Annotated in this window: 27 protein-coding genes and 1 pseudogene; 18 read left to right on the top strand and 10 right to left on the bottom strand. The window is 65.3% G+C overall.

The genetic code is table 11. The features are described 5' to 3' along the window. Positions 1–35 precede the first annotated feature (35 nt). Together QNA11_RS00140 and QNA11_RS00135 are read left to right on the top strand one after the other, a co-directional pair. Positions 36–1,268, top strand: a complete 1,233-nt coding sequence (locus QNA11_RS00140; RefSeq protein WP_283481477.1) for a hypothetical protein — start codon at positions 36–38, stop codon at positions 1,266–1,268. A 15-nt stretch (positions 1,269–1,283) separates the two neighbouring features. Beyond that, positions 1,284–2,291, top strand: coding sequence for a WD40 repeat domain-containing protein (locus QNA11_RS00135; RefSeq protein ID WP_283481476.1), 1,008 nt, complete (start codon positions 1,284–1,286; stop codon positions 2,289–2,291). 14 nt (positions 2,292–2,305) lie between these two features. Here the strand turns inward: QNA11_RS00135 and QNA11_RS00130 are convergent, their stop codons facing one another. Next, positions 2,306–2,827, bottom strand: coding sequence for a hypothetical protein (locus tag QNA11_RS00130; protein ID WP_283481475.1), 522 nt, complete (start codon positions 2,825–2,827; stop codon positions 2,306–2,308). A 113-nt stretch (positions 2,828–2,940) separates the two neighbouring features. Here QNA11_RS00130 and QNA11_RS00125 point away from each other — a divergent pair, with 113 nt between their 5' ends. Continuing rightward, positions 2,941–3,171, top strand: coding sequence for a hypothetical protein (locus tag QNA11_RS00125; protein WP_165054647.1), 231 nt, complete (start codon positions 2,941–2,943; stop codon positions 3,169–3,171). 23 nt (positions 3,172–3,194) lie between these two features. Next, the gene (gene thiD, locus QNA11_RS00120; RefSeq protein WP_283481474.1) at positions 3,195–3,995 is read left to right on the top strand and encodes a bifunctional hydroxymethylpyrimidine kinase/phosphomethylpyrimidine kinase; all 801 of its coding nucleotides are present in this window, start codon (positions 3,195–3,197) and stop codon (positions 3,993–3,995) included. A gap of 124 nt (positions 3,996–4,119) precedes the next feature. Here thiD and QNA11_RS00115 read toward each other — a convergent pair whose 3' ends face one another. Further along, positions 4,120–4,569, bottom strand: coding sequence for a GatB/YqeY domain-containing protein (locus QNA11_RS00115; RefSeq protein WP_283481473.1), 450 nt, complete (start codon positions 4,567–4,569; stop codon positions 4,120–4,122). 239 nt (positions 4,570–4,808) lie between these two features. Here QNA11_RS00115 and carA point away from each other — a divergent pair, with 239 nt between their 5' ends. Next, positions 4,809–5,999 carry a glutamine-hydrolyzing carbamoyl-phosphate synthase small subunit gene (gene carA, locus QNA11_RS00110; RefSeq protein WP_281931109.1) on the top strand — a complete coding sequence of 397 codons (1,191 nt, stop codon included), beginning with the start codon at positions 4,809–4,811 and terminating at the stop codon, positions 5,997–5,999. Positions 6,000–6,242: 243 nt separating this feature from the next. Here carA and QNA11_RS00105 read toward each other — a convergent pair whose 3' ends face one another. Beyond that, complete coding sequence (locus QNA11_RS00105) at positions 6,243–6,959, bottom strand: outer membrane protein (RefSeq protein ID WP_283481472.1); 717 nt, start codon at positions 6,957–6,959, stop codon at positions 6,243–6,245. 135 nt (positions 6,960–7,094) lie between these two features. After that, positions 7,095–7,724 carry a hypothetical protein gene (locus QNA11_RS00100; protein WP_283481471.1) on the bottom strand — a complete coding sequence of 210 codons (630 nt, stop codon included), beginning with the start codon at positions 7,722–7,724 and terminating at the stop codon, positions 7,095–7,097. Positions 7,725–8,038: 314 nt separating this feature from the next. Between QNA11_RS00100 and QNA11_RS00095 the strand changes: the two genes are divergently transcribed. Then, complete coding sequence (locus QNA11_RS00095; protein ID WP_202073880.1) at positions 8,039–8,614, top strand: DUF2975 domain-containing protein; 576 nt, start codon at positions 8,039–8,041, stop codon at positions 8,612–8,614. Beyond that, positions 8,614–8,835: a helix-turn-helix domain-containing protein gene (locus QNA11_RS00090; RefSeq protein ID WP_202073881.1), complete on the top strand. Its 222-nt coding sequence runs from the start codon at positions 8,614–8,616 to the stop codon at positions 8,833–8,835. The genes QNA11_RS00095 and QNA11_RS00090 overlap by 1 nt, the downstream gene beginning before the upstream one ends. A 281-nt stretch (positions 8,836–9,116) precedes the next feature. Here the strand turns inward: QNA11_RS00090 and QNA11_RS00085 are convergent, their stop codons facing one another. From QNA11_RS00085 to QNA11_RS00075, 3 genes are all read right to left on the bottom strand, one after another. Further along, positions 9,117–10,739 carry a CopD family protein gene (locus QNA11_RS00085; RefSeq protein ID WP_283481470.1) on the bottom strand — a complete coding sequence of 541 codons (1,623 nt, stop codon included), beginning with the start codon at positions 10,737–10,739 and terminating at the stop codon, positions 9,117–9,119. Position 10,740: 1 nt separating this feature from the next. Further along, positions 10,741–11,061, bottom strand: coding sequence for a copper resistance CopC family protein (locus QNA11_RS00080; RefSeq protein ID WP_283481469.1), 321 nt, complete (start codon positions 11,059–11,061; stop codon positions 10,741–10,743). A 372-nt stretch (positions 11,062–11,433) separates the two neighbouring features. Further along, on the bottom strand, positions 11,434–12,135 hold the full coding sequence (locus QNA11_RS00075) for a GyrI-like domain-containing protein (protein ID WP_283481468.1): 702 nt from the start codon (positions 12,133–12,135) through the stop codon (positions 11,434–11,436). A gap of 137 nt (positions 12,136–12,272) precedes the next feature. On the opposite strand from QNA11_RS00075, the gene dapF reads away from it, so the two are divergent. The 3 genes from dapF to QNA11_RS00060 are packed head-to-tail and all read left to right on the top strand — an operon-like array spanning position 12,273 to position 16,085. Further along, the gene (dapF, locus tag QNA11_RS00070) at positions 12,273–13,130 is read left to right on the top strand and encodes a diaminopimelate epimerase (protein ID WP_283481467.1); all 858 of its coding nucleotides are present in this window, start codon (positions 12,273–12,275) and stop codon (positions 13,128–13,130) included. Beyond that, positions 13,127–14,359: a MiaB/RimO family radical SAM methylthiotransferase gene (locus tag QNA11_RS00065; protein ID WP_283481466.1), complete on the top strand. Its 1,233-nt coding sequence runs from the start codon at positions 13,127–13,129 to the stop codon at positions 14,357–14,359. Before dapF ends, QNA11_RS00065 begins: the two co-directional genes overlap by 4 nt. Further along, on the top strand, positions 14,304–16,085 hold the full coding sequence (locus QNA11_RS00060; protein ID WP_283481465.1) for a CocE/NonD family hydrolase: 1,782 nt from the start codon (positions 14,304–14,306) through the stop codon (positions 16,083–16,085). Before QNA11_RS00065 ends, QNA11_RS00060 begins: the two co-directional genes overlap by 56 nt. Positions 16,086–16,159: 74 nt before the next feature. Here the strand turns inward: QNA11_RS00060 and QNA11_RS00055 are convergent, their stop codons facing one another. Beyond that, positions 16,160–16,579: a PRC-barrel domain-containing protein gene (locus tag QNA11_RS00055; RefSeq protein WP_370568574.1), complete on the bottom strand. Its 420-nt coding sequence runs from the start codon at positions 16,577–16,579 to the stop codon at positions 16,160–16,162. A 194-nt stretch (positions 16,580–16,773) separates the two neighbouring features. Here QNA11_RS00055 and QNA11_RS00050 point away from each other — a divergent pair, with 194 nt between their 5' ends. Further along, positions 16,774–17,481, top strand: a complete 708-nt coding sequence (locus QNA11_RS00050; RefSeq protein WP_283481464.1) for a TerC family protein — start codon at positions 16,774–16,776, stop codon at positions 17,479–17,481. Between the two features lie 267 nt (positions 17,482–17,748). Here the strand turns inward: QNA11_RS00050 and QNA11_RS00045 are convergent, their stop codons facing one another. Both QNA11_RS00045 and rpsU read right to left on the bottom strand, forming a co-directional pair. Beyond that, complete coding sequence (locus tag QNA11_RS00045) at positions 17,749–18,615, bottom strand: tetratricopeptide repeat protein (protein ID WP_281931123.1); 867 nt, start codon at positions 18,613–18,615, stop codon at positions 17,749–17,751. A 113-nt stretch (positions 18,616–18,728) separates the two neighbouring features. Beyond that, positions 18,729–18,947, bottom strand: a pseudogene (rpsU, locus tag QNA11_RS00040) (30S ribosomal protein S21); the annotation flags it as partial. Positions 18,948–19,328: 381 nt separating this feature from the next. Here rpsU and QNA11_RS00035 point away from each other — a divergent pair. The 7 genes from QNA11_RS00035 to QNA11_RS00005 all read left to right on the top strand — a co-directional run. After that, complete coding sequence (locus tag QNA11_RS00035; RefSeq protein WP_202073940.1) at positions 19,329–19,523, top strand: hypothetical protein; 195 nt, start codon at positions 19,329–19,331, stop codon at positions 19,521–19,523. A gap of 5 nt (positions 19,524–19,528) precedes the next feature. After that, a complete protein-coding gene (locus QNA11_RS00030; RefSeq protein ID WP_283481463.1) occupies positions 19,529–20,293 on the top strand; it encodes a metal ABC transporter ATP-binding protein in 765 nt (254 codons plus the stop codon). Next, positions 20,283–21,152: a metal ABC transporter permease gene (locus QNA11_RS00025; protein WP_283481462.1), complete on the top strand. Its 870-nt coding sequence runs from the start codon at positions 20,283–20,285 to the stop codon at positions 21,150–21,152. Before QNA11_RS00030 ends, QNA11_RS00025 begins: the two co-directional genes overlap by 11 nt. 5 nt (positions 21,153–21,157) lie before the next feature. Continuing rightward, on the top strand, positions 21,158–22,033 hold the full coding sequence (locus tag QNA11_RS00020) for a metal ABC transporter substrate-binding protein (RefSeq protein WP_283481461.1): 876 nt from the start codon (positions 21,158–21,160) through the stop codon (positions 22,031–22,033). A 151-nt stretch (positions 22,034–22,184) separates the two neighbouring features. Further along, complete coding sequence (locus QNA11_RS00015) at positions 22,185–23,321, top strand: CobW family GTP-binding protein (protein ID WP_283481460.1); 1,137 nt, start codon at positions 22,185–22,187, stop codon at positions 23,319–23,321. A gap of 297 nt (positions 23,322–23,618) precedes the next feature. Continuing rightward, positions 23,619–24,161, top strand: a complete 543-nt coding sequence (locus QNA11_RS00010; protein WP_202073893.1) for a YqhA family protein — start codon at positions 23,619–23,621, stop codon at positions 24,159–24,161. A gap of 133 nt (positions 24,162–24,294) precedes the next feature. After that, positions 24,295–24,947 (top strand): YgiQ N-terminal domain-containing protein (locus QNA11_RS00005; protein ID WP_502867500.1); only part of this gene is annotated, 653 nt, incomplete at its 3' end.

The following is a 24,947-nucleotide window of genomic DNA, read 5'->3' as shown; positions in this document are numbered from 1 at the left end:
AAGATAAAGACCCGATCGAGCCAGCCGGCGCGCCAATGACCAGTTTCTCACGCGGACCTGCAGACGACCCATCCGAGGAGGCCGCGCGCCTTCTGCTCAGGATCGGCGTGTTCATGCTCTTCGTGATCTCGCTGCTCGCGCCGATCCTCGCGCGGCAGACGGTCTATATCCTGCTGCCGGTCGGCGCGGCGCTGCTCCTCGCCTCGGCCCTGCTTTCCAGCAACAATTATTCTGGAAGCTCGCTGAAGGCGCTATTGGCCTCGCCGCCGGTCTGGGCGGCGCTGCTTCTCGCATTTTGGGCGGGCGTGTCGCTTGTCTGGACGCCTTTCGAGGGGCCGGCCGAACGCTTCGGCAAGGCGGCGGCGACCATGGCGCTCGTCGCGGCCGCGGCGAGCTTCATGCCGCTGCGCACCAAGACCTCCAATCTCAATCTGTTGCCGATCGGCGTCGCCGCCTCCGCGGTCGCGCTCGTCGCCATCACTTTGCTGACCGCGCCGAAATATTCGGTCGAGGATATTCTGGACGTGAGCCCGCTCGGGCGCGCCGGTCTCGGCCTTGCGCTGCTTGTCTGGCCGGCGATGGGCGCCCTCGCCGTGCGTGGCCGCTGGGTCATGGCCGGCGGTTTGGGGCTCGCCACCTTCCTCGCCTGCTTCCTCGCGGGCGCGCCGAACGCGCTGCCGGCCCTCATCGGCGGCGGGATCGTTTTCGGCTTCGCCTACGGCCGGGCGCGGGCCGCATCGCTCGCGCTCGCTGGCTTGATGGCGGCGGTTGTGCTGGTCGCGCCTTTGGCGGCGCTCGCGACGCAGGTCGTTTGGCCGGAACATTCGCCCGAATTTTTCAAGCACCTCGCCTTCTGGGGCCGGATGATCGCCAGCGACGGGCTGCGCACGCTCCTTGGCCACGGCTTCGGCGCGGCGACCTGGGGCGTGCTTGGCGGCTATCTGCCGCCGACGACCCCGCGCAGCCTGATCTTCCAGATTTGGTTCGACCTCGGCGCGCTGGGCGCGGCGGCCCTCGCCCTTGCCCTTGCCCGCGCGAGCCTCGCCGTCGGCCGGGCGCGCGCGGCGCTTGCGCCTTTCCTACTCGGGGGTTTGACCGCAAGCTTCGTCATCTGCCTGCTGGGGCCGGCCGCCGAGCAGCTCTGGTGGCTGACGCTCGCGGGGCTCGACGCCATCGCCTTCGCTCTGGTAATGCGCGGTCAATTCCGCAAGCGCCGCCCGGTCCTGCCGATCGGCCTTGGCGCGCGCCCGGCTGACGACGCCGTCTGACGAGAGAGTTTTTCCTTGGCTGAATATCCGTCGCTGACCTCCGCGGTCGAGCCGCTCGCGCTCGGCGAATCCGTCGTCGCAGGGGCCTGGCTCGGCGATACGCCCGCCTTCGCGCTGGCAGACGGAAACGTTTTTCTGGGCGACACAGAGGACAGCCGCCGCGCGCTCGCGCATCCGGACGCCGCCATACTCGTCGCGTCGAGCGACGGCCGGCGCCTCGTCACCGGCGGCGACGACGGCCGCGTGGTGGCGGTCGACGCCACTGGCGCGCTCGAGACCGTCGCCGACGAGAACGGCAAATGGATCGACGCGCTCGCCCTGCACGAAGGCGCGATCGCATGGTCGGCCGGCCGTAACGCCCGCGCGCGCTCGGCCAAGGGAGAGGTCAAGTCGATCGATTTGCCCTCGACCTGCCGGGGCCTCGCTTTCTTCCCCAAGGGCTACCGCCTCGCCGCCGCCCATTACAACGGCGCGACGCTGTGGTTCCCCAATGCCGGCAAGCCCGAGGTCCTCTCCTGGAGCGGCTCGCATCTCGACGCGACGATCTCGCCCGATGGGCGCTTCCTCGTCACCTCCATGCAGGAGAACACGCTGCACGGCTGGCGCATCGCCGACGCCAAACATATGCGCATGGCGGGCTATCCCGGCAAAACCCGCAGCTTCTCCTGGTCCTTCGACGGAAAATGGCTCGCGACCTCGGGCGCCGACGCCTGCATCCTTTGGCCCTTCTCGGGCAAGGACGGACCGATGGGCCAAAGCCCGCGCGAATGCGGCGTGCGCACGAATGTGCCGGTGACCCGCGTCGCCTTCCACCCAGGCGCGCTGGTCGTCGCGATCGGCTACGAGGACGGGATGGCGCTGCTGGCGCGCGTGACCGACGGCTCGGAAATCCTCGTGCGGCGGCCGGCGGAAGAGGCCAAAAACGCCCGCATCAGCACGCTGGCCTGGGACGCCAAAGGCGCGCGCCTGCTGTTCGGGGCGGAAAACGGCGACGCAGGCCTGCTGACGCTGCCGAAGCAGTAACGACGCCGCTTCCTTTATCGGGTAGCAGGCCGCCAGATCACCGAACCCGCCGTTTCCGAAGGCCAGGCCACAACCGCCGCCTTCTTGCGCAAGGCGCGCGCGCTTTCGGTTTGCGGGTCGTCGAAATAGGCCGTGACCGCTTCCATGGCGCCCGCCTCGCAGGGGATGCAGCGCCAGAGCACATCCACGCGCCGACCTATATATTTGGCTGGATCAAGCGGGCTGCGCCCGAATCTCGACGGTCCGAAATCCGCCGTGAAGGGCTTGCGGTTCCACAGCCGCGCGCCGGGGCGCCGGCGGAAGAAAGCCCACATGTCGAAATCTTGCACCCCGTCGCTCGCCGCGGGGTCGATGAAATGATCGGCGGCGCCCTGGCAGAGGCAAATTGCGAGAAGATGGCCGTCGTAGAGCGCGCGTTTGGTCGGATGCGCGACAAACGCCCTTTCGATCCGCGCGCGCGCAATATCGGCCAGCCGGCGCAGGTCCGCGATGTCGATCGTCTCGAAGGAGCGGGCGTTGCGCGGCGCCTTGCTCATACGGTTTGCCCTCTCCCCGCCCCTGCATCACGGAACGCCCCCGCTCCCTTCGAGTTTAAGTGCTATCCCGATGAACCGGCGCCAAAGAACCACCCTGCCAAAGAGTCACCTCCATGACCAACAAAGCCGAAAGCGATCCTCATCAGCATATCCGCCAGATGGCCGCCTATCTCCAGGAGACGATCAACCGCCTGCACGAGGACATCGAGAAGGTCGACGAGCCGCAGCTCAAGGCCATGTTCGAAACCTCCGCCGAAGTGTTGAGCGGCCTCAAAAAGGCCTATAGCGACTACGACGAGAAGAAGGAGCCCGCCTGGCCCGGCGGGCGCGAATTGCATAGCTGAATCGCGAGAGGAGCAAGCGGGATTTGAACAAAACGCGCAAGCTCCTCTCGATCGCCGGCTCGGACCCCTCGGGCGGCGCCGGCATACAGGCGGATTTGAAAAGCTTTTCCGCCTTCGGCTGTTACGGCATGGCGGCGATCACTGCGCTCACCGCGCAAAATACGCGGGGCGTGGTCGCCGCCTTTCCGGTCGCGCCCGACATCGTCGCAGCGCAGATCGCCGCCGTGATGGCCGATATCCCGCCCGACGCCATCAAGATCGGCATGGTCGCGACGCCCGAGATCGCCGCGGCGATCGCCGGGGCGCTGAGCGCCGCGCCGCGCAATGTCGTGCTCGACCCCGTGCTGATCCCAACGCAAGGCGCGAGCCTCGCCGCCGCGGGGCTGGAGCGCGCGCTGATAACGACGCTGCTGCCGCTTGCCCGCCTCGTGACGCCCAATATCTTCGAGGCCTCGGCTCTTTCCGAGACGCCGCTTGCCCGCACGACCGACCAAATGGTCGCGCAAGGCCGCATGCTGGTCGAAGCCGGCGCCAAGGCCGTGCTGGTGAAAGGCGGCGATCTCTCGGGCGAGCCGGTCGATGTGCTGGTCGCGGATGGGGAGACCCGGCTCTTCCATGGACGCCGCATCGCGACGCGGCACACCCATGGCACCGGCTGCGCGCTGTCCTCCGCCATCGCCGCCGGCCTCGCCAAGGGCGAACCGCTCATCGACGCCATCGCGGCGGCGAAGGTATGGCTCGAGGGGGCGCTGGAAGCGGCGGACGGGCTGGAGCTGGGTGAGGGGCGCGGGCCGCCGAACCATTTCTATGGGATGTGGCGCTGATACGCCCCCTCCCTGTCCCTCTCCCGCTGGCGCGGGAGAGGGGACGCTCACGAGCAGCATTCTCGATGAAAGCCACGATGTGCTCCCTCTCCCGCGCGAGCGGGGGAGGGTTGGGGAGGGGGTCTCAGCCCCCCAGCGCCGCCTTCACCGCAGCGCTCGCCTTCGCGAAATCCATACGGCCGGTGTATTTCGCCTTTAGCGCAGCGACAACCTTGCCCATATCCTTGATAGACGTCGCCCCAGCCTCGGCGATCGCCGCCTTCACCGCCTCGGCGACTTCCTCTGGAGAAAGCTGCTGCGGCAGATAGCTCGAGATCACCGCGATCTCGCTTTTCTCCTTGTCGGCGAGATCGGCGCGGCCGGCCTTCTCGTAGATGTCGAGCGATTCCTGCCGGCTCTTGATCATCTTCTGCAGGAGCGCCAGCACGTCGTCCTCGGTCAGGGTCTTGCCCGCGCCGCGCGCCTCGATGTCCTTGTCCTTCAGCGCCGCATTGATGAGCCGCAGCGCGTCGACCTTGGCGCTGTCGCGGGCCTTCATGGCGTCCTTGAGGTCCTGGTTGATCTTCTCGCGCATGGGGGACTTTCTTGGGGGTTTCCATTTCGGGGGCGGATGGATTACATCCACCTCAAGTGAATTTCTCGCGTCATGGCCGGGCTCGTCCCGGCCATCCACGCCCCGGGCTGCAAAGCCCGCGGGGCAAAGCGATGCACCTGAGCAAGCATCCAGACGGATGCCCGCGTCAAGCGCGGGCATGACGCGCGGTGAAGCGGCTGTCATAACGGCTCGCCCCACCCGAGCGCAACGGACGGAAGATGACCCTCGATCAAGACAATGGCTGGACGAAGCCGGTGCATACCGGCGTGCTGGTGCTCGCGAGCGGCGAAGTGATCGAGGGCTATGGCCTCGGCGCCGTCGGCGAGGCTGTGGGCGAAGTCTGCTTCAACACCGCGATGACCGGCTATGAGGAAATCCTCACCGACCCCTCCTACGCCGCGCAGATCGTCACCTTCACCTTCCCGCATATCGGCAATGTCGGCGCCAATGACGAGGACATAGAGACGGTCGACCTCGCCCGCAGCGCCGGCGCCGTCGGCGCGATCTTCGGCCAGCCGGTGACCGACCCTTCCAATTTCCGCTCCGAGACGCCGCTGACCGACTGGCTGGCGACGCGCGGCATTGTGGCGCTCTACGGGATCGACACGCGCGCGCTCACGGCGCTCATTCGCGAGCGCGGCATGCCCAACGCCGTCATCGCTTATGCGCCGGACGGCAAGTTCGACATTGAAGCGCTCAAGGCCAAGGCCGCCGCCTGGCCGGGCATCGACGGGATGGACCTTGTGCCCAGCGTTGGCGCCAAGGAGCGCTACGACTGGAAGGAAACCCCCTGGCGCCTCGGCGCGGGCTATGGCGCGCGCGACGGCGCGGCGAAGTTTCGCGTCGTCGCCATCGACTATGGCGTGAAGCGCAACATCCTGCGCCTGCTGGCCGAGGAAGGCTGCGAGGTGATCGTCGCGCCGGCGACGGCGACGAGCGCTGAAATCCTGGCGCTGAAGCCCGATGGCGTCTTCCTGTCCAACGGCCCGGGCGACCCGGCCGAGACGGGCAAATACGCGACGCCCGTGATCCGCGATCTGCTCGCCAAGAAAGTGCCGGTCTTCGGCATTTGCCTGGGCCATCAGATGATGGCGCTGGCCGTCGGCGCGAAAACGCAAAAGATGCCGCAGGGCCATCATGGGGCGAACCATCCGGTGAAGGACTTCACCACCGGGAAGGTCGAGATCGTCTCGATGAACCACGGCTTCGCCGTCGACCGCGACAGCCTGCCGGCAAACGCCGTCGAGACGCACCGCTCGCTGTTCGACGGCTCCAATTGCGGCATCGCCCTCACCGACCGCCCGGCGTTTTCGGTGCAGCATCACCCCGAGGCCTCGCCCGGCCCGCAGGACAGCCATTATCTCTTCAAGCGCTTCGTCGAGATGATGGAAAAGGCGAAGGCGGCCTAAGGCCGCCTTAGTTCATTGACGAACCTCCGAGGCGGCCTCGTCCTTCGAGACGCGAGCTTCGCTCGCTCCTCAGGATGAGGCCTAAGTGTTTGATGCGGAAGCCCCTCATGCTGAGGAGCCTGCGCAGCAGGCGTCTCGACGCACGAGGGGCGTCGCCGCCACTTTTCAGGCGCCTTTCTGGACCGCGAGCCTTCAGGCTCGCTAAATAGACAGCGCGCCCGAAGGCGCGCGGTCCGGCTTGCGTCAGTTGCCGAAGCGATAGCTGACGCCCGCGGTGATGGCGCCCGAGCCGGCCTGATGCGCCGTCTTCAACCCCCAAGCGACAGGCGTCGTCTCGCGCGGCGTTCCGAGGCCGGTGACGCGATATTCGATCCGCCCGCTCCAGCGGTCGGAAATCGCATATTCCGCGCCGACTCCGACCGTGGGCGACCCCAGCAGAGAATTCTTATTTGCCCTCAGGCCGAAAACCGATCTGTACTCGTGGCGCACGTCGGCGACATTGAGACCGCCTGTCGCATAGACCAGCAGCCGATCGAAGGCGACGACGCCGACGCGCCCGCGGAGCGAGCCGGAAACGCCGAGCACATTTCGCACCGAGTATTGCCCGAGCGGATCGTAGACATCATTGACCGCCCGCGCGCCGGTCACATCGGCGACGAGACCGCCGACAAAGGAGCCGAAGCGCCAATCGTAACCGACATGCGCGCCGCCCTGGAAGCTCCCGCCATGCCCGGTCTTGCTCGTGAACAGCAAAGCGTTGTTCACGGAGAGATAATCGCGCGAGCGATCGACAAAGCCGAGGAAGCCCCCCTGCACGCCGGCGTAAAGCCCCTGGAACAAGAGCGTCGGGGGCGGCGGAGGCGGAACGAAGGGCGGGGCCGCTTTGCGGTAGGGCAGATCGGCGGCGGCCGCCGCGCTGGCGGCGCCGAGCGCCAGAATAGCGGGAACCAAGCGTTTCATTGATAGATCTCCAGTTCGAAGACAAAGAGGCTGTGTCCGCCGGAGCGGGGGCTCCGGCGTTGGGGAAGGCGATTGTCCTTTCGGTTGGCTCAGCGCGTCGTCATCGCGGGGGCGCGCGGATTGGCTTTCGCGTCGTCATCGGGAAGCGCGTTGGGCGTGCTTGTCGCAGAGCGGCGCGCCTTCTTCGAATTTGCGCAGATCCTCGGGCGTCTTGAGCAGAGCGCGCACATCGTAATTTTCGAGAAGCGGCAGCCAGCCGATCTCGTCGTCGGGGTGAATAAAGACGTCGATGGGAATGGCGCCGTCGGGCACATTCGCCTTGCGGCAGGCGAGCCCGCGGTCGACTTTGACGCCGTTATGACCGTGGCGCCCCTCGGCCTTCAACTTGCGCGCTTCCGCCTGCAACGCCTGCGCCGTTGGGAGATCGCGCGGCGCGATCTCATAGACGTCGAGCGGGCCGGTCTTCTGCGAGAGATTGGCGATGTCCTCCGCGTCTTTGGCATAGGCGGCGCGATGCAGGTGAATCTCGACGTTGCGCTCGCCGTCCTTTTCGCCCTCGGACGCGAGCGTCGTCACCAGAACCGTCTTGTCCGGCGTCGGAGCCGCCCATTCCGGCGTTCGTAAAGCGAAGCGCAACTTCGTCAGATCGGCCGTCCCCATATCGAAGGCGCGGAGCTTCCATTGGGTGGCGATGGGGACGTCCCAGCTACACCCCGAGAGCAAAGCGGCGGAAAAGGCGATGAAAATCAAACCTGTGATGCGCATGATAACAATCATCCTCCACGATCATTTTTTAATGTATTGCATTAAATTTTTTATGCGTCAATATTGGCGCGCAGAGAAAGCTTGCTCGCGTGGCGGCGGGCATGCTCTTTCGCCGCGTCGCGAGTTTTCGGCGCGTCACTTTTCGGAGACCGAAATGATTGAACGGGACTCGGACATCGATCCTCGCGCCGCCGCGCCGACGAATACGCCCGGATCGTCCGATGCGAGATCCGCTTTATCGGCTCGGCGTCATCCGCCACGCGTCATGAATTTCAAAAATCGGCCCGCCGCGCCGCGGCCATGGAGAAAAAACAATGACCGATACGATCGCCCTTATTTCGCCGGCCAATCCGCGGCTCTCGACCTTGCGCGCCAAGATCGGCTGGCTTTGCCAGACCATCCGGCTGCTCGCCATGAGCTACGCGCTGCTCCTGCTATGGGTTTTTTGCGACGCATGGGCGACGCGCGCGCCCTATGAAACAAGAGCGATGGAGCTCTTCAAACTCGACGTTTCCGCTGCGTCTGCAACGCAATGGAACGCCGTGTTGGCGATGAGCCTTGCATTGTGGCTATGCGTCGCCGCCCTCACCTTCTCCATCTGGCGGCTTTTTTCGATCTATCTTGCGGGCGAAGTGTTTTCTCTTGAAGCCGCCGTTTGGCTGCGACGGATCGGGATTGCGGGACTGGTGGCGATCGTCGCCGATTTCGTCGAGCGCTCGGCCGTCATCTATACGCTGGCGATGCATCTGCCGGCGTCGGCGAAGACCAAACATATCTTCATTGGATCGGAAGACATCGTCCACATCATCCTGGTCCTGATGCTTCTCGCCCTCGCCCATATCCAGAAAACCGCGGCCGACATCGCCGACGAAAACGCGCAGATCGTCTGATGGCCATCATCGTCAATCTCGACGTCATGCTCGCCAAGCGTAAGATGCGCTCGCGCGATCTCGCGCAGTTGATCGGCATCGCCGAGCAGAATGTGAGCCTGCTGAAATCGGGCAAGGTGAAGGGCGTGCGTTTCGATACGCTAGAGAAAATCTGCGAGGCGCTCGCGTGCCAACCGGGAGACATACTCGAATATCGCCCGGACGAGCCTCCGAAGGATTGACGCCGCCTCCGTCATTGCGAGGAGCGCAGCGACGAAGCAATCCAGAGCCACATCACGGCCCTGGATTGCTTCGCTGCGCTCGCAATGACGGCGAGGCTGGCACTGGGTTTTTCTCGTCAGCTTTCTCGAAGAGACCGCGGACTACCCGCCCGGACGAAGCCCCAAAAGGATTGATGCCGCTTTCCGCTCCCGCCGTCATTGCGAGGAGCAAAGCGACGAAGCAATCCAGAGCCACATCACGGCCCTGGATTGCTTCGCTTCGCTCGCAATGACGCCGCCGCTCAGGCCTCCCGGTAAAACACCAGCATCAACCCGGCGAGAATAAAGCCGATCGGCCACACAAAGCCCGCCATCCGCTTCGCTCCGCCGTCGAGCCGTAACTCCAGCCAGCGCGACCATCCGGCCGCGACGCCGACGAGCGCCAGCGGCGTATGGGTAATCTCGATCAGCGTCTCTTCCTTGAGATTGGCGAGCGCGTGGGAATGGGTGAGCAGAAAAGCCGCCGCCGTCGCCGTGCTGACCGGGAAGACATAAGGAGCCCACCAGGCCTTGATGCGGCCCTGCCGCACCTGCCATTCGAACAGGCCGAAGATCACAATCAGCAGCGTCAGCAGGCGGTGCTGGGCGATTTCGGGATCGCGCAGGCTCTCGATGAGCCCCAGCCGCCCGAGCGGCCAGACCATCTCGTCCGCGCGCAGGAACAAAAAGCAAGCGAGGCCCAGGAAAACGAGCGGCCAATGCCGCATGACCGGCGCGAGACGGCGGCTCGCGCGCTCCAGAAGCGCCATCACGCCCATGGCGATAACGAAAAGCCCCGCCCAATGGTGATTATATTCCGACCAGGCGATATCGGCCGGCGAGCGCGGCGGCTGGGCGCCGGGCGGCAGATTCTTCAAGGCTTCGGGCGGCAGAGCGGCGGAAAGCGTCTCGAAATCGGGACTGTCCAGCCGCACCGGCAGGCGCGGCTCGAGGCGGTCGACGACTTCGGCGAAACTCGCCCGATCGTTGGGAAGGTCGCGCGCCGGCGGCAGCGAGGCGAGCGAAGCGGCGCAGAACAGCACGGTGAGCCCGACGCCGATCTCCGTCTCGGCGAATCGCCGGGTGCGCAGCAGCGGCCCGGCCGGCTCCTGTCTCAGCTTGCGCACGGCCAGGAAGTTCAATCCGCCGAGGAGGAGCAGGCCCAAAAGCAGCACGATCTTGGCGCTGAGCATGACCCCATAGGAGGTGCCATACATGGCGGGCGCCGCGCCCACATAAAACGCCGCCATCAGCGCGCCGCCTGCGAGCAGCGCCGCCACCGCGCCCACGGACATGGCCGAAAAGCGGGCCGCGACGCGCGCGCGGGCCGTCGGGTCGGCGACATCGGTCAGCGCCATCAGAAAATAGGGAATGCCGCCGATCCAGACCGCCGCGCCGGCCATGTGCAGGAATTCGGCGCAAGCGAGGACCGCGGCCCCCTCGAACTGGCTTGCGGCGTGTGTCGATCCTGCCTGCACGCCGATGAGCAGCGCCGCGAGCACGGGCGCCGACTGACGAAGCGCGACGCCGCCGCGCTGCGCGCGCCGGGCGGAGACGGCGACGACAGCGGCGATGACGCCCGCAACGAGATCGACAGCGACGGCGCGCGCGCCGGCGGCCTCTTGCGCGGGAATCTCGAGCGTGCCGACCAACATGACAGTGAGCGAGGCGGCGGCGAGCCATTCGGCGGCGAGCAGCCCGCTGGCTGAGACGAAGATCAGCCGCAACGCCCGCCGCTCCAGCGCCGCGCCCGCGAGCCTCGGGGCCAGCGGCCAGACGAGTAGCATCAGAAAGGCAAGACCGCCGACCGCGACCGACTGCGCAGCCAGGATGACGCCGCGCAGCACGACGCTCAGGAAGCCATAGATCTCGATGAAGAGCTGCATGTCAGCGGCTCACGGCGAAGGGAATGTCGCCTTGCGTGATGTGCCCGTCGAGGCTCAACGCCTGCCAATGCAGGCGATAGGCGCCCGGCTCGAGTCCCGTCGCCTTGGCGTTCAGCGTGTCGGCGGACGTCGCATCGAGAATGGGGAGCGCGACAGCCTCCCCGCCGATCTTGAAAAGCTTCATATGCGAGCGCGCTGCGTCGATCCGGCTATTGAAGCGGATCTCGATCGCGAGCTCCTCGCTTCGGACCGTCTGGTCGGCGCGCGGCGTCGAGGAGAGCACGATGGCGTGGGCCAGGGCCGTCTCGCTCGCGCCGAGCATGAAAGCCAGGGCGCATATTAATCCAAGACATCTCATGAGAATCGACCCGTGCGAAACCGCGCCCGGATGGGCTCAAGCCTTGCCGATTATCCTATTCCGCGAGACCTTAGCAATGGCTGATGGATGGGGTCAGGGCTCCGAATTCGGGTTAACGCGCAGACGTGTTCCAGCGTCATGGCCGGCGCTTGTCGCGGCCATCCACGCCGCGCCGACGCGGAAAGCTGAGAATATGAGCGGAATCGACTCCGCTTCTTCTCCCAGCGTGTCGTCATGTCCCGGCGTGGATGCCCGCGACAAGCGCGGGCATGACGCGCTGCATAGGGTTTTTAACCGGGATTCCGTGCCCTGTGGATGGGGTTCTCCTGCCGCGCCTCATTTGAGAAAGACGTAAATGTCGACGTCGACGCTGGCGTCGTCGCTTTTGAAATCGGTCAGATATTCCTCGATGATGAGGTCTTTGGTGTCGAGGCCCTTCTCGTCGAGATAGGCGGCGATCGCCTCATAAGTGGCGTCGATTTCATCATAGGCGCCGCGATGCTGGAATTTGAGCGCTTTGCCGGCGGGAGACGCGCCGATCTCCACGCCCTCGGGGAGCTTCGCCTTGCCTTCCGGCGCGGCGGCGAGCGGCGCCATGGCCTCGAAGGAAAACCCCGCATCGTCGGTCTTGGTGAAAACGGCGATCGGCCGGCCGTTGGCCGTCAGCCCCGCCTTGGCGACGGCGCCGCTGAGCTTTTTCAGCGCCTCGGAGAGCGTCTTGGCGGCGTCCTCCCACTTGCCCTGCCCTTTCATCACGACCGACGGACGCGCATCCACGTCGATGGTCTCGCTGATGACGGCGGGCGCGAGGTCTGGGGTCGCGGGCTTGGCCGCTTCGGCCTTGTCGTCGGGCTTCGTGGCCCCGGGGCTAGCCGGCGCCGTCGCGGCGCGCGAGGCGGGCGCCTCATCTTCCTCGGAGCCCGCCGGCAAGAAGCGCCTTTCGGCGAGAATGGCGGCGGACACGACGAGCAGCGTGAAAATCGCCAGCGCCCGCCAATGGGTGCGCAGGCTGTCGATCAGACCGGGTTCCTCGTCCATCCTCGAAGCGTCCTTTTGGAGATGCGGTCTCTCATGACCGCTTCTTGCGCGAAATTACGACGGGCGTCGGGCGGCGCAACTGTGGCGCTAGAGCGGCGCAGTCTCTATATACCGGGCGCGTCCCGATGGAAAAACCAATGCGCCATCCGCTCGAAAATCTTCCGATCCTGCGCATGAACGGCGCCGGCAATGAAATCCTCGTGCTCGACCTGCGCGGGCGCGCGCATGTGCTGGCGCCGCGGGAAGCCCGCGCCATCGCCGCCGCGCCCGGCTTGCGCTTCGACCAGCTCATGGCGCTGCACGACCCGCTCGAGCCAGGCGACGACGCCTATATGCGCATCTACAATATCGACGGCTCGCTATCGGGGGCCTGCGGCAATGGCACGCGCTGCGTCGCCTATGCGCTGGCGCGCGAGGGCAAGGAGCGGCTCTCGCTCGCAACCCAGGCCGGCCGCTTAGAGACGCGGCGCGAGGCCGAGACCGTCTTCACCGTCGACATGGGGCGCCCGCGGCTCGACTGGCGTGAGATTCCACTCGCGCGCGCGGCCGACACAAGCGCTGTTGCGCTCGATCCGCCCGTCGCGGGCGCGCCGGCGCAATTTTCGGCCGTCAGCATGGGCAATCCCCATGCGATTTTTTTCGTCCAGGACGCCGCGGCGATTGCGCTCGAAGACCTCGGCGCGCGGCTCGAACATCACCCGCTTTTTCCCGAGCGCGCCAACATCTCCTTTGCGCAGATCGTCGCGCGCGATGATATTCTCCTGCGCGTCTGGGAGCGCGGCACGGGCGCGACCAAGGCCTGCGGCTCGGCCGCTTGCGCGACTCTGGTCGCGGCGGCGCGCGCCGGTCTCACGGATAGACGCGCGCGCCTGCGGCTGCCCGGCGGCGACCTCCATATCGAATGGCGCGCCGACGATCATGTCATGATGACGGGGCCGGTCGAATTCGAATTCGAGACGCGCCTGACGTCGGCGCTGTTCGAAGGCGCGGCGTGAGCGCGCGGGCGCCGAATGTCGAGGTTCTTACCTTCGGTTGTCGGCTGAACATGGTCGACTCCGAAGAGCTTGCGCGCCAGAGCGCGAGCGATACGGTGATCGTCAATACCTGCGCGGTCACCAATGAAGCCACGCGCCAGGCGCGGCAGGCGATCCGCCGGCTGCATCGCGAGCGCCCGGAGGCGCGCATCGTCGTCGCGGGCTGCGCGGCGCGCATCGATCCGCAAAGCTTCGAGACGATGGAAGGCGTTTCGCGGGTCATCGCCGAACAGCCGGAAAATCGCGCGCGCGCCGCGGAAGAAGGCACGCGCGGCTTTCTCGCCGTGCAGAACGGCTGCGATCACAGTTGCACTTTCTGCATCATCCCGCTCGGGCGCGGCGCCGCGCGCTCGGCGCCGCCGGAAGAAATCGTCGCGCAAGCGCGCGCGCTCGTGCACAGCGGCAAGCAGGAAATCGTGCTCACCGGCGTCGATCTCACGAGCTATGACGCAGATGGGTTGAAGCTCGGTTCGCTCGTGCGAAGGCTGCTGCGCGAGCTGCCAGAGCTTGCGCGTCTACGCCTCTCGTCGATCGACTGCATTGAAGCGGACGACGATCTTGTTGTCGCGATGGGCGAGGAAGAGCGCCTGTGTCCGCATCTGCATCTTTCCTTGCAGGCGGGCGATGACCTGATCCTCAAACGCATGAAACGCCGCCACTCGCGCGAGGACGCGATCCATTTCTGCGCTGCGCTGCATAAGGCCCGCCCAGACATCGTCTTCGGCGCGGATTTCATCGCGGGCTTTCCAACGGAAAGCGAAGAGATGTTCGCGCAGACGCTCGCGCTCGTCGAGGAATGCAGATTGACGCATCTGCACGTCTTTCCCTTCTCGCCGCGCCCCGGCACGCCGGCGGCGCGCATGCCGCAGGTGGCGCGCGAGATCGCAAAGGAGCGCGCGGCGCGCTTGCGCGACGTCGGTGACCGCGCGCTCGCGCGTCATCTCGATGCACAAAGGGGAAAGACGCTGCGGTTCTTGACTGAGCGCGGCGGCGTGGCGCGGGCGGCGGATTTCACGCTGGCGCGCACGCCCGGCATAGAAGCGGGCCGAATGATCGATGCGCGCGTTACCGGGCACGATGGGAAAGCGCTGAGCGCAATAACCAATTTTTCAGCAGCGAATTTGGAGCACAACCATGAGCGAGTGGCTGGACAATCTCATCCCGTTGAAGGTCCCGCCCCTCGAGCATGAGCAACTCGCGGGCTGGCGCCCAACGCGAAAGGCGGCCGAGGGCCTCGGGTGCCGCCTGCTCGCCGACCAGCGCATCGAGGTGGAGCCGGGCGTCTCTCTCTCGGCGGACGTCTATATCCCGCGCGCGCCCGGCCGCTATCCGGCCATTGTCCAATGCGCCGCCTATACGCGCGAGCTGCACACGGCTGGCGTTCCCACCGGCAGCAATGAGATCGGCTGCCCGCCCGTCTTCACCGATCGCGGCTATGCGCAAGTGGTCGCGATGCGCCGAGGCATGGGACGCTCCGATGGCGAGGCGGGCGTCTTCCTCAATTCGCAAGACGTGGACGATCTCGAACGCTGCATCGCCTGGGCCGCTGCGCAGCCCTGGTGCGACGGGCGCGTCGTCATGTTCGGCACGTCCTATTACGGCATGACTCAGCCGCTCGTCGCAGTGCGCCGGCCGGAAGCGCTGAAGGCCTTCTTCTGCAATGAAATCTGCACGGACTATTTCCGACACCTCCTCAACTTCGGCGGCGTGTTCAATCTGTTTTTCTGCAATCTCTGGATGGGCGCTAATTTCACGCCGGCCCTATTTTCCCTGCGCGTTCCGCCGGTCGTTCGCGCGCTTTTGAGCCATGTCACGAACTCGCCCTTGAAGCGGTTCTGGCAACCGTTCCTGATGAGACGCGCAGACGCCCTTTTTCGCAGCTTCATGGCGAAGACGCCCGCGAAACCCGTGCGCGAATGGTACGCCAATTGGATGCTTGACGCGAAGTCGCGTGAGACGAGCACGCTTGCGCCCGGCCCCTCGAAGGACTTGGGCCAAATCGACATTCCTTTCGTCGTGGTTCAGAATCTCGGCTACTTTAATTTGCACCAGTTCGGCGCCTACGACCTCTTCCAGAACGCCGCGACGCCCTCCGACCGCAAATGGATGATCCTTGCGCCGCCGCGCTACGAGTTGCCGGTCTACGCCTGGCAATATGAAGCGCTCGCCTTCTTCGACCATGTGCTCCATGACGCCGACAACGGCTACGCCAGCCAACCCCCGGTGCGCTACTGGCTGGAAGGGGCGGAGCGTTTCGAGGGCGCTGCGAATTTCCCCGTGCCAGGCGCAGTGGCGCGGCGCTTTTTTCTCGCCCCCAATGGGCCCGATACAGCCACCCATCTGCTGACGGAAACCGCGCCGGAAAACGGCGGTGAAAGCCGTTGGGCCGCCGTGCCCCTGGGCCTACCGTTGCTCGGCGGCTTCGACGAGGTCGCGAACCAGATCCTCACCTTCGAATTGCCGATCGAGCGCGCGACGCGGCTTGCTGGCCCCGTGTCTCTGCATCTCTCCTTCAGCTCGAATGAAATCGATTCTTACGTCGTCGCCCGAGTGGGGCGCGTCGCGGCGGACGGCGGCTATCACTTGCTTTCGCTGGGCGCCATGAGCCCCGCGCGGCGCCTGCGGGATTCCGCGCGCGACACTGCCTGCGAGATCGTGCACGACACTTCGGCGCCCATGCCTCTCGAGCCGGGCGTCCCCGTCGACCTCGCCTTCAGCCTCACCCCCGGACCTACCGAGCTTCGACCGGGCGATCGGCTGCGGCTGGATCTCGCGAGCCGGCTGGACCTGCTGCGCAGCAATGTCAGTAACGGCTATGTGCATTTCGACTTGCCGGGGCCGCCCTATCTGGCGCGCAATACCTTGCACTATGGCGCGGGCAGCTACCTCACCTTGCAAGAAACCCCGGCGATCTAGGGAAGGACCCCCAAAAACGAAAAAACGGGGCCGCGATTGCGGCCCCGCTTCGAGCTTGTGTTTGGGGTTATTTCTTAGAAGCCGGCCGTCTGGTCCGTCCCGCGCGTCGTCGAGCCGACGCTCGAGCCCGCGCCCGCCTCTTCCCAATAGGGTTTCGAGCCGAAATGCTGATGCAGGCGCGACTCCCAGTCGCGATCCTTCCAGCTTTCCTCGGTGTATTCGGGCGCGCTCTGCAACTGGTCGGCCGTGACGTTGGTCACATAGCCGCCGAGATTGGTGTCGTATTTGAACGCCTTCCACGGCAAAGGATGCTCGCCTTCGCCAATTCCGAGAAACCCGCCAAAGGTCATGATCGCGTAGCGGATCACGCCGGAAACCTTGTCGATCATCAGGTGGTCGATCTGGCCAATCTTGTTGCCGGAGGGATCATAGACGGCCGTGCCTTCGACATTTTCGCTCGAAATGAGATTATTGCCCTGTGTCGCCATTCCCATCGTCGCCTCCTGGAAGCCGTCGAACCCTTTGGTTCGTTGAGCCTTGAGAACAAATTGACGGCGCCAATGTTCCGCTCGTTGTTCAAGAATGCGTCGTCGCGCGCGGGCTCATCGCGAGCGCCGCGCTATCGCGGGACACCAAAACGGTTTAAAGCAACCCCAGCCTGTAACGCGGCGTTAATCAGGAAAAGGAAATGAATTCGGAAATCACCGTCGGCTGGGAAGTCCTGGAGATCATCTGGATCAACATCCTGCTCTCCGGCGACAATGCGATCCTCATCGCCCTCGCCTGCCGGCAATTGCCGGTGACGCAAAGGCGCTGGGGCGTGTTTCTTGGCGCGCTCGGCGGCGTTCTCCTCCGCGTGATCTTCACGCTGCTCGTCGTGCAGATCATGAGCGTTCCGTTTCTGAAAGCCTTCGGCTCGCTACTGCTGCTCTTTGTCGCCGTAAAACTACTGATCGACGAAACAGAACATAGCGACGTCAAGGCGAAGCCCAATCTCATGGGCGCGGTGACCTCCATCATCATGGCCGACGCCGTGATGTCGCTCGACAATGTGCTGGCCATCGCCGCCGCCGCGCATGGCTCGACCTATCTCGTCGTTTTCGGCCTGGCGCTTTCGGTGCCGATCGTGATGTTCGGCGCGGGCTTCTTGCTCAAGGCGCTGGAGCGCTTTCCCGTTCTTGTCTGGGCAGGCGCAGGTTTGCTCGGCTGGGTCTCCGGCGAAATGGCGGCGGCCGATACGGCCGTGATCGAGCGCCTGCACGGCGCCGACCACGCAACGATCGAACAGGCTTTGGCGATCGGCGGCGCGGCGTTCGTGCTTCTCGTCGCTTTTGCCGTGAAAGCCTATCGGCAATGGCGCGAGGACAAGCAGGACCAGGAAAAGCAAAAGGGCTGAAGCCGCTCCTCAGACTGCTGACTTAGCGGTTCGCTGTCATTCCCGACGCTCGCTTGAGCGAGCGATCGGGAATCCAGAGCAAAGGCGGCTATCGTGGCTCTGGATTCCCGATCGGGCCTTTGGCCCGTCGGGAATGACACGCCCCAACGCGAGCTGTTCAAACGGAAATGGTTTATAAGGCCTCTTCCTGAGGAGCGAGCGACGTTCGTCTCGACGGACGAGGCCGCCTCGGAAGTTTGGCGCCAAACCGAGGGGGTCGCCCTCGATTCAGCCCCTCAGGCCCTGCTTGGCGACCGGCTGCTGCGGATCGATTTGCAGGGCGCGCTGATAGGCTTCCTGCGCCTTGCCGCGATTGCCGCTCTTGTCATAGGCGACGCCGAGCCAGGCCCAGGCGAGCGCGCTCTTGTTGTCGACGTTCAGGGCGGCGTTGAAGTCCTCGATCGCCTTGTCATATTTGCCCAGCGCGACAAGGCTTTCGCCGCGCGCCTGATAGGGAGCGGCGGCGAAAGGGTCGCGGTCGATGGCGTTGTCGAAATCGGTGACGGCGCGCGCATTGTCGCCGTTCTTCTGGTGGATCAGCCCGCGCGCGTGGAAGGCCTGCGCATTCTCGGGGTTGAGGCGGATCGCCGTATCGAGATCGGACCGCGCCAGATCGAGATTGCCCTGCGCGCGCAACAGATTGGCGCGGCCGATATAGGCCGGGGCGTGATTCGGGCTGACCTGGATGGCGTGGTCGAAATCGGCGCGGGCAAGATCGCTCTGCCCCATTTGCCGGTTGGCCAAGGCGCGATTGGTGAAGGCGGCGGCGTTGTTTGGGTCGAGCTTGATCGCCTGCGAGAAATCGGCGATCGCCTCCTGAAAACGGCCGACGCGGGCATAAGCGACGCCGCGCGTATTATAGGCCTCGGCGCTCGACGGGTTGCGCCGGATGACCTCGGAAAGCGAATCGATATTCACCGAGGCGGCTTTGGGATCGGTGTCGGCGATCTCGGCGATGCCGCGCCCCGGCGGACGAATGCCCGTCGCCGTCTCGCATCCGGCGAGCGCCAGGGCGGCAAGCGCCGCGCCGCTCAAGAGCAAACTGCGGGAGAGAGGACACAAGCGAACCGACGTCGCCGTGAGGCGGAAGCTCATGCCTGAAAATCCTCTCGACCGTCTCTTATCTGGAACTTGGCCAATTCCTGCCGGACGCAGCTAAAAAAGCGTCTCGATATGGCAGGAATTCGACAGGCTCAGCGGCCGGTGGCCTTGGCCTTCACCGGCAGCAGGCCTTCGCGCTGCAGCTTCTTACGGGCGAGCTTGCGGGCGCGGCGAACGGCCTCGGCCTTCTCGCGGGCGCGCTTCTCGGAGGGCTTCTCATAGTGGCCGCGCAGCTTCATCTCGCGGAAGATGCCTTCGCGCTGCATCTTCTTCTTCAGCGCCTTCAGAGCCTGATCGACATTGTTGTCGCGAACGAGAACTTGCACGAAACCATCCTGCTGGTTGGGGCCGCCCGCGGGATTGCCGTGAGCCTGTCCGAAATGGGAATAGGTCTCCGGGCGCTGACGGAGCGCCTGACCCGTAAGCAGGGGAGATAGCAGAGTTGGCGTGCGCTGTCCATGCCCGAGAAAAGCAAAATGGCGGTTAGAGCGCCTCGGGCAGCTCGCGCCACGAACGCTGCGGAACTCCCCTCTCCCGCATGCGGGAGAGGGTGGCCCCTGCGTGAGCAGGGGTCGGGTGAGGGCCGCCCTCATCCGACCCTCGCTGACGCGAGGGCCACCTTCTCCCGTAAACGGGAGAAGGAAAGCGCATCCTCTGCTCGAAAAGCAGCCCTTGTCCTTATCGGGCGTTATATTATAACATCAAGCATGACCGACGCGACCCAAGGCCACCGCCACGCCCATGACCACGCGGTCCTGCGCGCGCAAGGGCTTGCCCAATCGGCGGACCGCGCGCCCCCCGCGCGCGCGTCGCTGCTCGAAGCTTCAGCCCTCGCGCGTCTTTCCGGCGTTTCGCTTGTCATCGCCGCCCTTTGGGCCGGCGTTTATTGGGCGCTCCATTGAGGAGCATGGCGTCGCCGGGGCCGATTCGCCTCATCAATCTCACGCTCGGCTATGACCGCCGCCCCGCCGTCCATCACCTCGAAGGCGAGATCGCGCCCGGCGCCGCGCTCGCCATCTGCGGCCCGAACGGCGCAGGCAAATCCACTTTGCTGAAAGCCCTCGCGGGACTCCTCCCGCCGCTTGGCGGGCGCATCGAGCGCGACGGCGCGACGGCGCGGGAGATCGCCTATCTCCCGCAGCTCGTCGACATCGACCGCTCCTTCCCGATCAATGTGCGCGATTTCGTCGCCATGGGCGCCATGCGCCGCGTCGGGCTGTTCGGACGCCTCGACGCCGGAGAGCGGGAGCGCGCCGCGCAGGCGATCGACCGGGTCGGCCTCGCCGGCATGGAGGATCGCCCGATCGACACGCTTTCCGGCGGCCAGATGCAGCGCGTGCTGTTCGCCCGGCTCATCGTCCAGGACCAGCGCGTGATTCTCCTAGACGAGCCCTTTGGCGCCATCGACGAAGCGACGACCGACGATCTCCTCGGCCTCATCGCGCAGTGGCGCGGCGAGGGGCGCACCATCGTCGCCGTGCTGCATGAGCTCGACCTCGCCCGCCGCGCCTTCCCTGAGACCCTGCTGCTCGCCCGCGAGCGCATCGCCTGGGGCGAAACCGGCGCGGCGCTCTGCGCCGAAAACCTCGCCCGCGCGCGGGCCATGTCGGAAGCCTATGACCGGCAGGCGCGCGAATGTCTGAGAGACGAAGAAGCGGCTCATGCTCACTGAGATTTTTGTCGCGCCCTTCCTCGACTATGAATTCATGCGCCGCGCGCTCGTGGGCTCGCTGGCGCTTGCCGTTTCAGGCGCGCCGCTCGGCGTGTTTCTCATTTTGCGCCGCATGTCGCTTGCCGGCGACGCGCTCTCGCACGCCGTGCTTCCGGGCGCGGCGGTCGGCTATCTCGTCGCGGGCCTCTCACTGCCGGCCATGACCTTCGGCGGCCTTGTCGCAGGGCTCGTCGTCGCCATCGCCACGGGCGCCGCCTCGCGATTCACCACGCTGCGGGAGGACGCGTCTCTCGCCGCCTTCTACCTCGTCTCGCTTGCGCTGGGCGTCGTCCTGGTGTCGCTGAAAGGCTCGAGCGTCGACCTGCTGCATGTGCTTTTCGGCTCGGTCTTCGGCCTCGACGATTCGGCGCTCGTCATGCTCGCCGGCGTCTCGACGCTGACGCTCGTCGCTCTCGCCGTCTTCTATCGCGCACTCGCCATGGACACGCTCGACCCGCTCTTTTTGCGGCAGACCAGCCGGCTCGGCGAATTCATCCCCTTTCTGTTCCTCGGCCTTGTGGTGCTCAATCTCGTCGCGGGCTTTCAGGCGCTCGGCACGCTGATGGCCGTCGGCCTCATCATGCTGCCCGCCGCCGCGGCGCGGCTCTGGACCCATGAGCTTGCCGTCGCTCTGCCGCTCGCCGCCGGCGTCGCGGCGGTCTGCGTCTATGCGGGCCTCGTCTTTTCCAACGAGACGGGCGCGCCCACCGGCCCGGCGATCATTCTCGCAGCCGGCCTCGTTTATTTCGCTTCGCTTATTTTTGGCTCCGCCGGCGGCGCGCTGCGGCTCAAGCGGCCGCGCCGGCATCTCGAAGGATGACATTCATGCTGACACGCCGCGCCTTTGTCGCCGCCTTCGCCGCTGCGCTCGCGATCCCGGCTTACGCGAGCCCGGAGAGCCTCCCCGTTGTCGCAAGCTTCTCGATCATCGGTGATTTCGTCCGGCAGGTCGGCGGCGATCGCATCGCGGTGACGACGCTCGTAGGTCCGGACGGCGACGCCCATGTCTATCAGCCCACGCCAGCCGACGGCCGCAAGATCGCGCAGGCCAAGCTCGTTTTCGTCAATGGCCTGGGGTTCGAAGGCTGGCTCGAACGCCTCGTCGCCGCGGCCAAGAGCAAGGGAACCATCGTCACGCTCGGCAAGGGCGTCGCCGCCCGGCCCGGCGAGGAAGGGACCGACCCGCACGCCTGGCAGGATGTCGCCAACGCCAAGGCCTATGTCGCCGAAATCCGTGACGCGCTCGCGGCCGCCGATCCGTCGGGCGCCGAGGCCTATCAGGCGAACGCCGCCGCCTATCTCGCCAGGCTCGACGCGCTCGACGCCGAGATCGTCAAGGCGCTCGACGCCATCCCCAAGGAGCGCCGCCGCGTCGTCTCAACGCATGACGCTTTCGGCTATTTCTCGGCGCGCTATGGCGTCGAATTCATCGCCCCCCAGGGCGTTTCGACCGAGGCCGAGGCCAGCGCCCGCGACATCGCCCGCATCATCGATTCCGTGAGGCAACACAAGGTCGGGGCGGTGTTTTTGGAGAATATCGCCGACCCGCGCCTCGCCAGGCGCATCTCGGCCGAGACCGGCGCGAAGATCGGCGGCACGCTGTATTCCGACGCCCTCTCCGGGCCCAAGGGGGACGGCGCGAATTATATCGACATGATGCGCCACAATGTTAGAGAATTGAGCAAAGCCCTGGCGCCGTAGGCTTCCCCCTTCCCACCCCTCCCCCACTTCGTGGGAGAGGGAGCAGACGGCGGCCTTCATGACGTTCCGCCCACCCCGATCGTGAGCGTCCCCTCTCCCGCCTAGCGGGGGAGGGACAGGGAGGGGGCGACAGCATTTGGAGCACGCGGCGTTGACCGACAAAATTCCCGTTACCGTCATCACCGGCTATCTCGGCGCCGGCAAGACGACTCTCCTCAACCGCATCCTCACCGAGCAGCACGGCCGCCGCTACGCCGTCATCGTCAATGAATTCGGCGAGATCGGCATCGACAACGACCTTATCGTCGGCGCCGACGAAGAAGTCTTCGAGATGAACAACGGCTGCATCTGCTGCACCGTGCGCGGCGATCTCATCCGCATCATCGAAGGGCTCATGCGCCGGCGCGGCAAATTCGACGCCATCATCGTCGAGACCACCGGCCTCGCCGACCCCGCGCCCGTCGCCCAGACCTTCTTCGTCGACGCCGACGTGAAGGATGCGGCGCAGCTCGACGCCGTCGTCACCGTGGCCGACGCCAAATGGCTGAGCGAGCGCCTGAAGGACGCGCCGGAAGCCAAGACGCAGATCGCCTTCGCCGACGTCGTCATCCTCAACAAGACCGATCTCGTGACGCCGGAGGAACTCGAAGAGACCGAGGCGCGCATCCGCGGCATCAATCCCTATGCGAGCCTGCATCGCGCCGTGAAGGCCAATGTGCCGCTGAACGCCGTGCTGGAGCGCAGCGCTTTCGATCTCGATCGCATCCTGCAGATCGAGCCCAATTTCCTCGTCGCCGAGGAACATGATCATGATCACGACCATCATCACCACCATGGTCACGATCACGAATGCGGTCCCGAGTGCGATCACGACCATGAGCATCATGCGCATGATCACCACGATCACGACCATGACTGCGGGCCGGAGTGCGAACACGAGCATCACCATCATGACCACGACGGCCACGGCCATCTGAAGGCGATCCACGACAGCGAGATGCAGTCGATCTCACTGCGCCATTCGGGCGAGGTCGATCCCGAGCGTTTCGTGCCCTGGCTCAACGAGCTGGTCCAGAAAGAGGGCGCGGACATCCTGCGCTGCAAGGGCATCGTGGCCTTCAAGAACGAGCCGCGCCGCTTCGTCTTCCAGGGCGTTCACATGATCCTCGACGGCGATCTCCAGCGCGAATGGAAGGACGACGAAAAGCGCGAGTCGCGCCTCGTCTTCATCGGCCGCAAGCTCAAGGAAGACGCGATCCGTAAGGGTTTCGAGGCGGCCGTCTCCTGAACCACCGGCGACTGAATCGAGAGCAAACACGACCGTCTCCGCCTTCTGATACGAGATCCGCTTGATTGGTTCGCTGTCATTCCCGACGCTCGCGAAGCGAGCGATCGGGAATCCAGAGCTAAACCAGCGCTTTTGGGGCTCTGGATTCCCGATCGGGCCTTTGGCCCGTCGGGAATGACACGTCCCCATGCGCGCTGTTCAAACTGAAATGGTATGATAGCTTGGGTGGCGTTGCCGCCTTGCCCTCGGCCCCTAAATCCATCCGGAAGCGGCGCGCCAGCCGCGCCCGGAGCCCCCATGCTGAAGCGCCTGTTGGAGCATTATCTGTTCCTATCGCGCTGGCTGCTCGCGCCCTTCTTCATCATGCTGACGCTCGGGCTCTTCGCCCTGATGGTGAACGCCGGGCGCCATCTCGTTTCGATTGTCACGTCTCTGGGCTCGACCAGCGAGGACAGGGTCATTCTCGAGCTGCTTGGCCTCATCGACCTCACGCTCACCGGCGCGCTGGTGATGATCGTGACGATCTCACTCTATGAAAATTTTGTTTCGGGCGTTCCGGCGACGTCGCGCGAAGGCTGGCCGAGCTGGATGGGCGGCATCGACTTCACGCAGTTGAAGCTGAAGCTGCTCACAACGATTGTCGCCATCTCGGCGATCAAGCTCCTCGAAGTTTTTATGGACGTGCCGAAGCTGGACGAACGCGACCTGAATTACTACATCGCCATTCACATCACCTTCGTGGTCTCGACCTTCCTCTTCGCCTTCTCCGACAGGGTGACGATCTCGGGGCAGGCGGAAAAGAAGACGTCCGACGAGACCGGGCCGAAGAACGGGGCTTGAAAGTCGTCATTGCGAGCGAAGCGAAGCAATCCAGAGCCACGCCTCGGCTCTGGATTGCGTCGTCGCTACGCTCCTCGCAATGACGACGCGCGTTCCCCGTTGACGCCCCAGGAAAAACCCGCCTAGTACCGCCATGGCATCTACGACCCCACCCCTGCAAAGCGCCAAGCCGCTTTTTTCCTACCGGAAATACTGGGCGCATCGCTTCGGCGTCGCGCCCTTCCTCCCCATGTCGCGGGCGGAGATGGAGGCGCTCGGCTGGGATTCCTGCGACATCATCCTCGTGACCGGCGACGCCTATATCGACCATCCGAGCTTCGGCATGGCGATCGTCGGGCGCCTGCTGGAGGCGCAGGGCTTTCGCGTGGGCATCATCTCGCAGCCAGACTGGCGCGACGCCTCGGACTTCAAAAAGCTCGGCAAGCCGAACCTCTTCTTCGGCGTCACCAGCGGCAATATGGATTCGATGGTCAACCGCTATACGTCGGATCGCCGCATCCGCAGGAACGACTCCTACACGGCGGGCGGCGAGGGCGGGAAACGGCCGGATCGCTCGGTTATCGTCTACGCCCAGCGCGCCCGCGAAGCCTTCCCCGAAACGCCCATTGTGCTCGGCGGCATCGAGGCCTCGCTGCGCCGCATCGCCCATTACGACTATTGGTCGGACAAGGTGCGTCGTTCCATCCTGCTCGACGCCAAGGCCGATCTGCTGCTCTACGGCAACGCCGAGCGGGCGCTGGTCGAGGTCGCGCACCGCATCGCCAAGCGCGGGCTGGCGCAGGATTT

Source organism: Methylocystis sp. JR02 (assembly GCF_030063565.1).
Lineage (GTDB): Bacteria > Pseudomonadota > Alphaproteobacteria > Rhizobiales > Beijerinckiaceae > Methylocystis > Methylocystis iwaonis.
The sequence above is the reverse complement of the archived record's forward strand: the minus strand, read 5'-3'. Positions and strand labels throughout refer to the sequence as shown.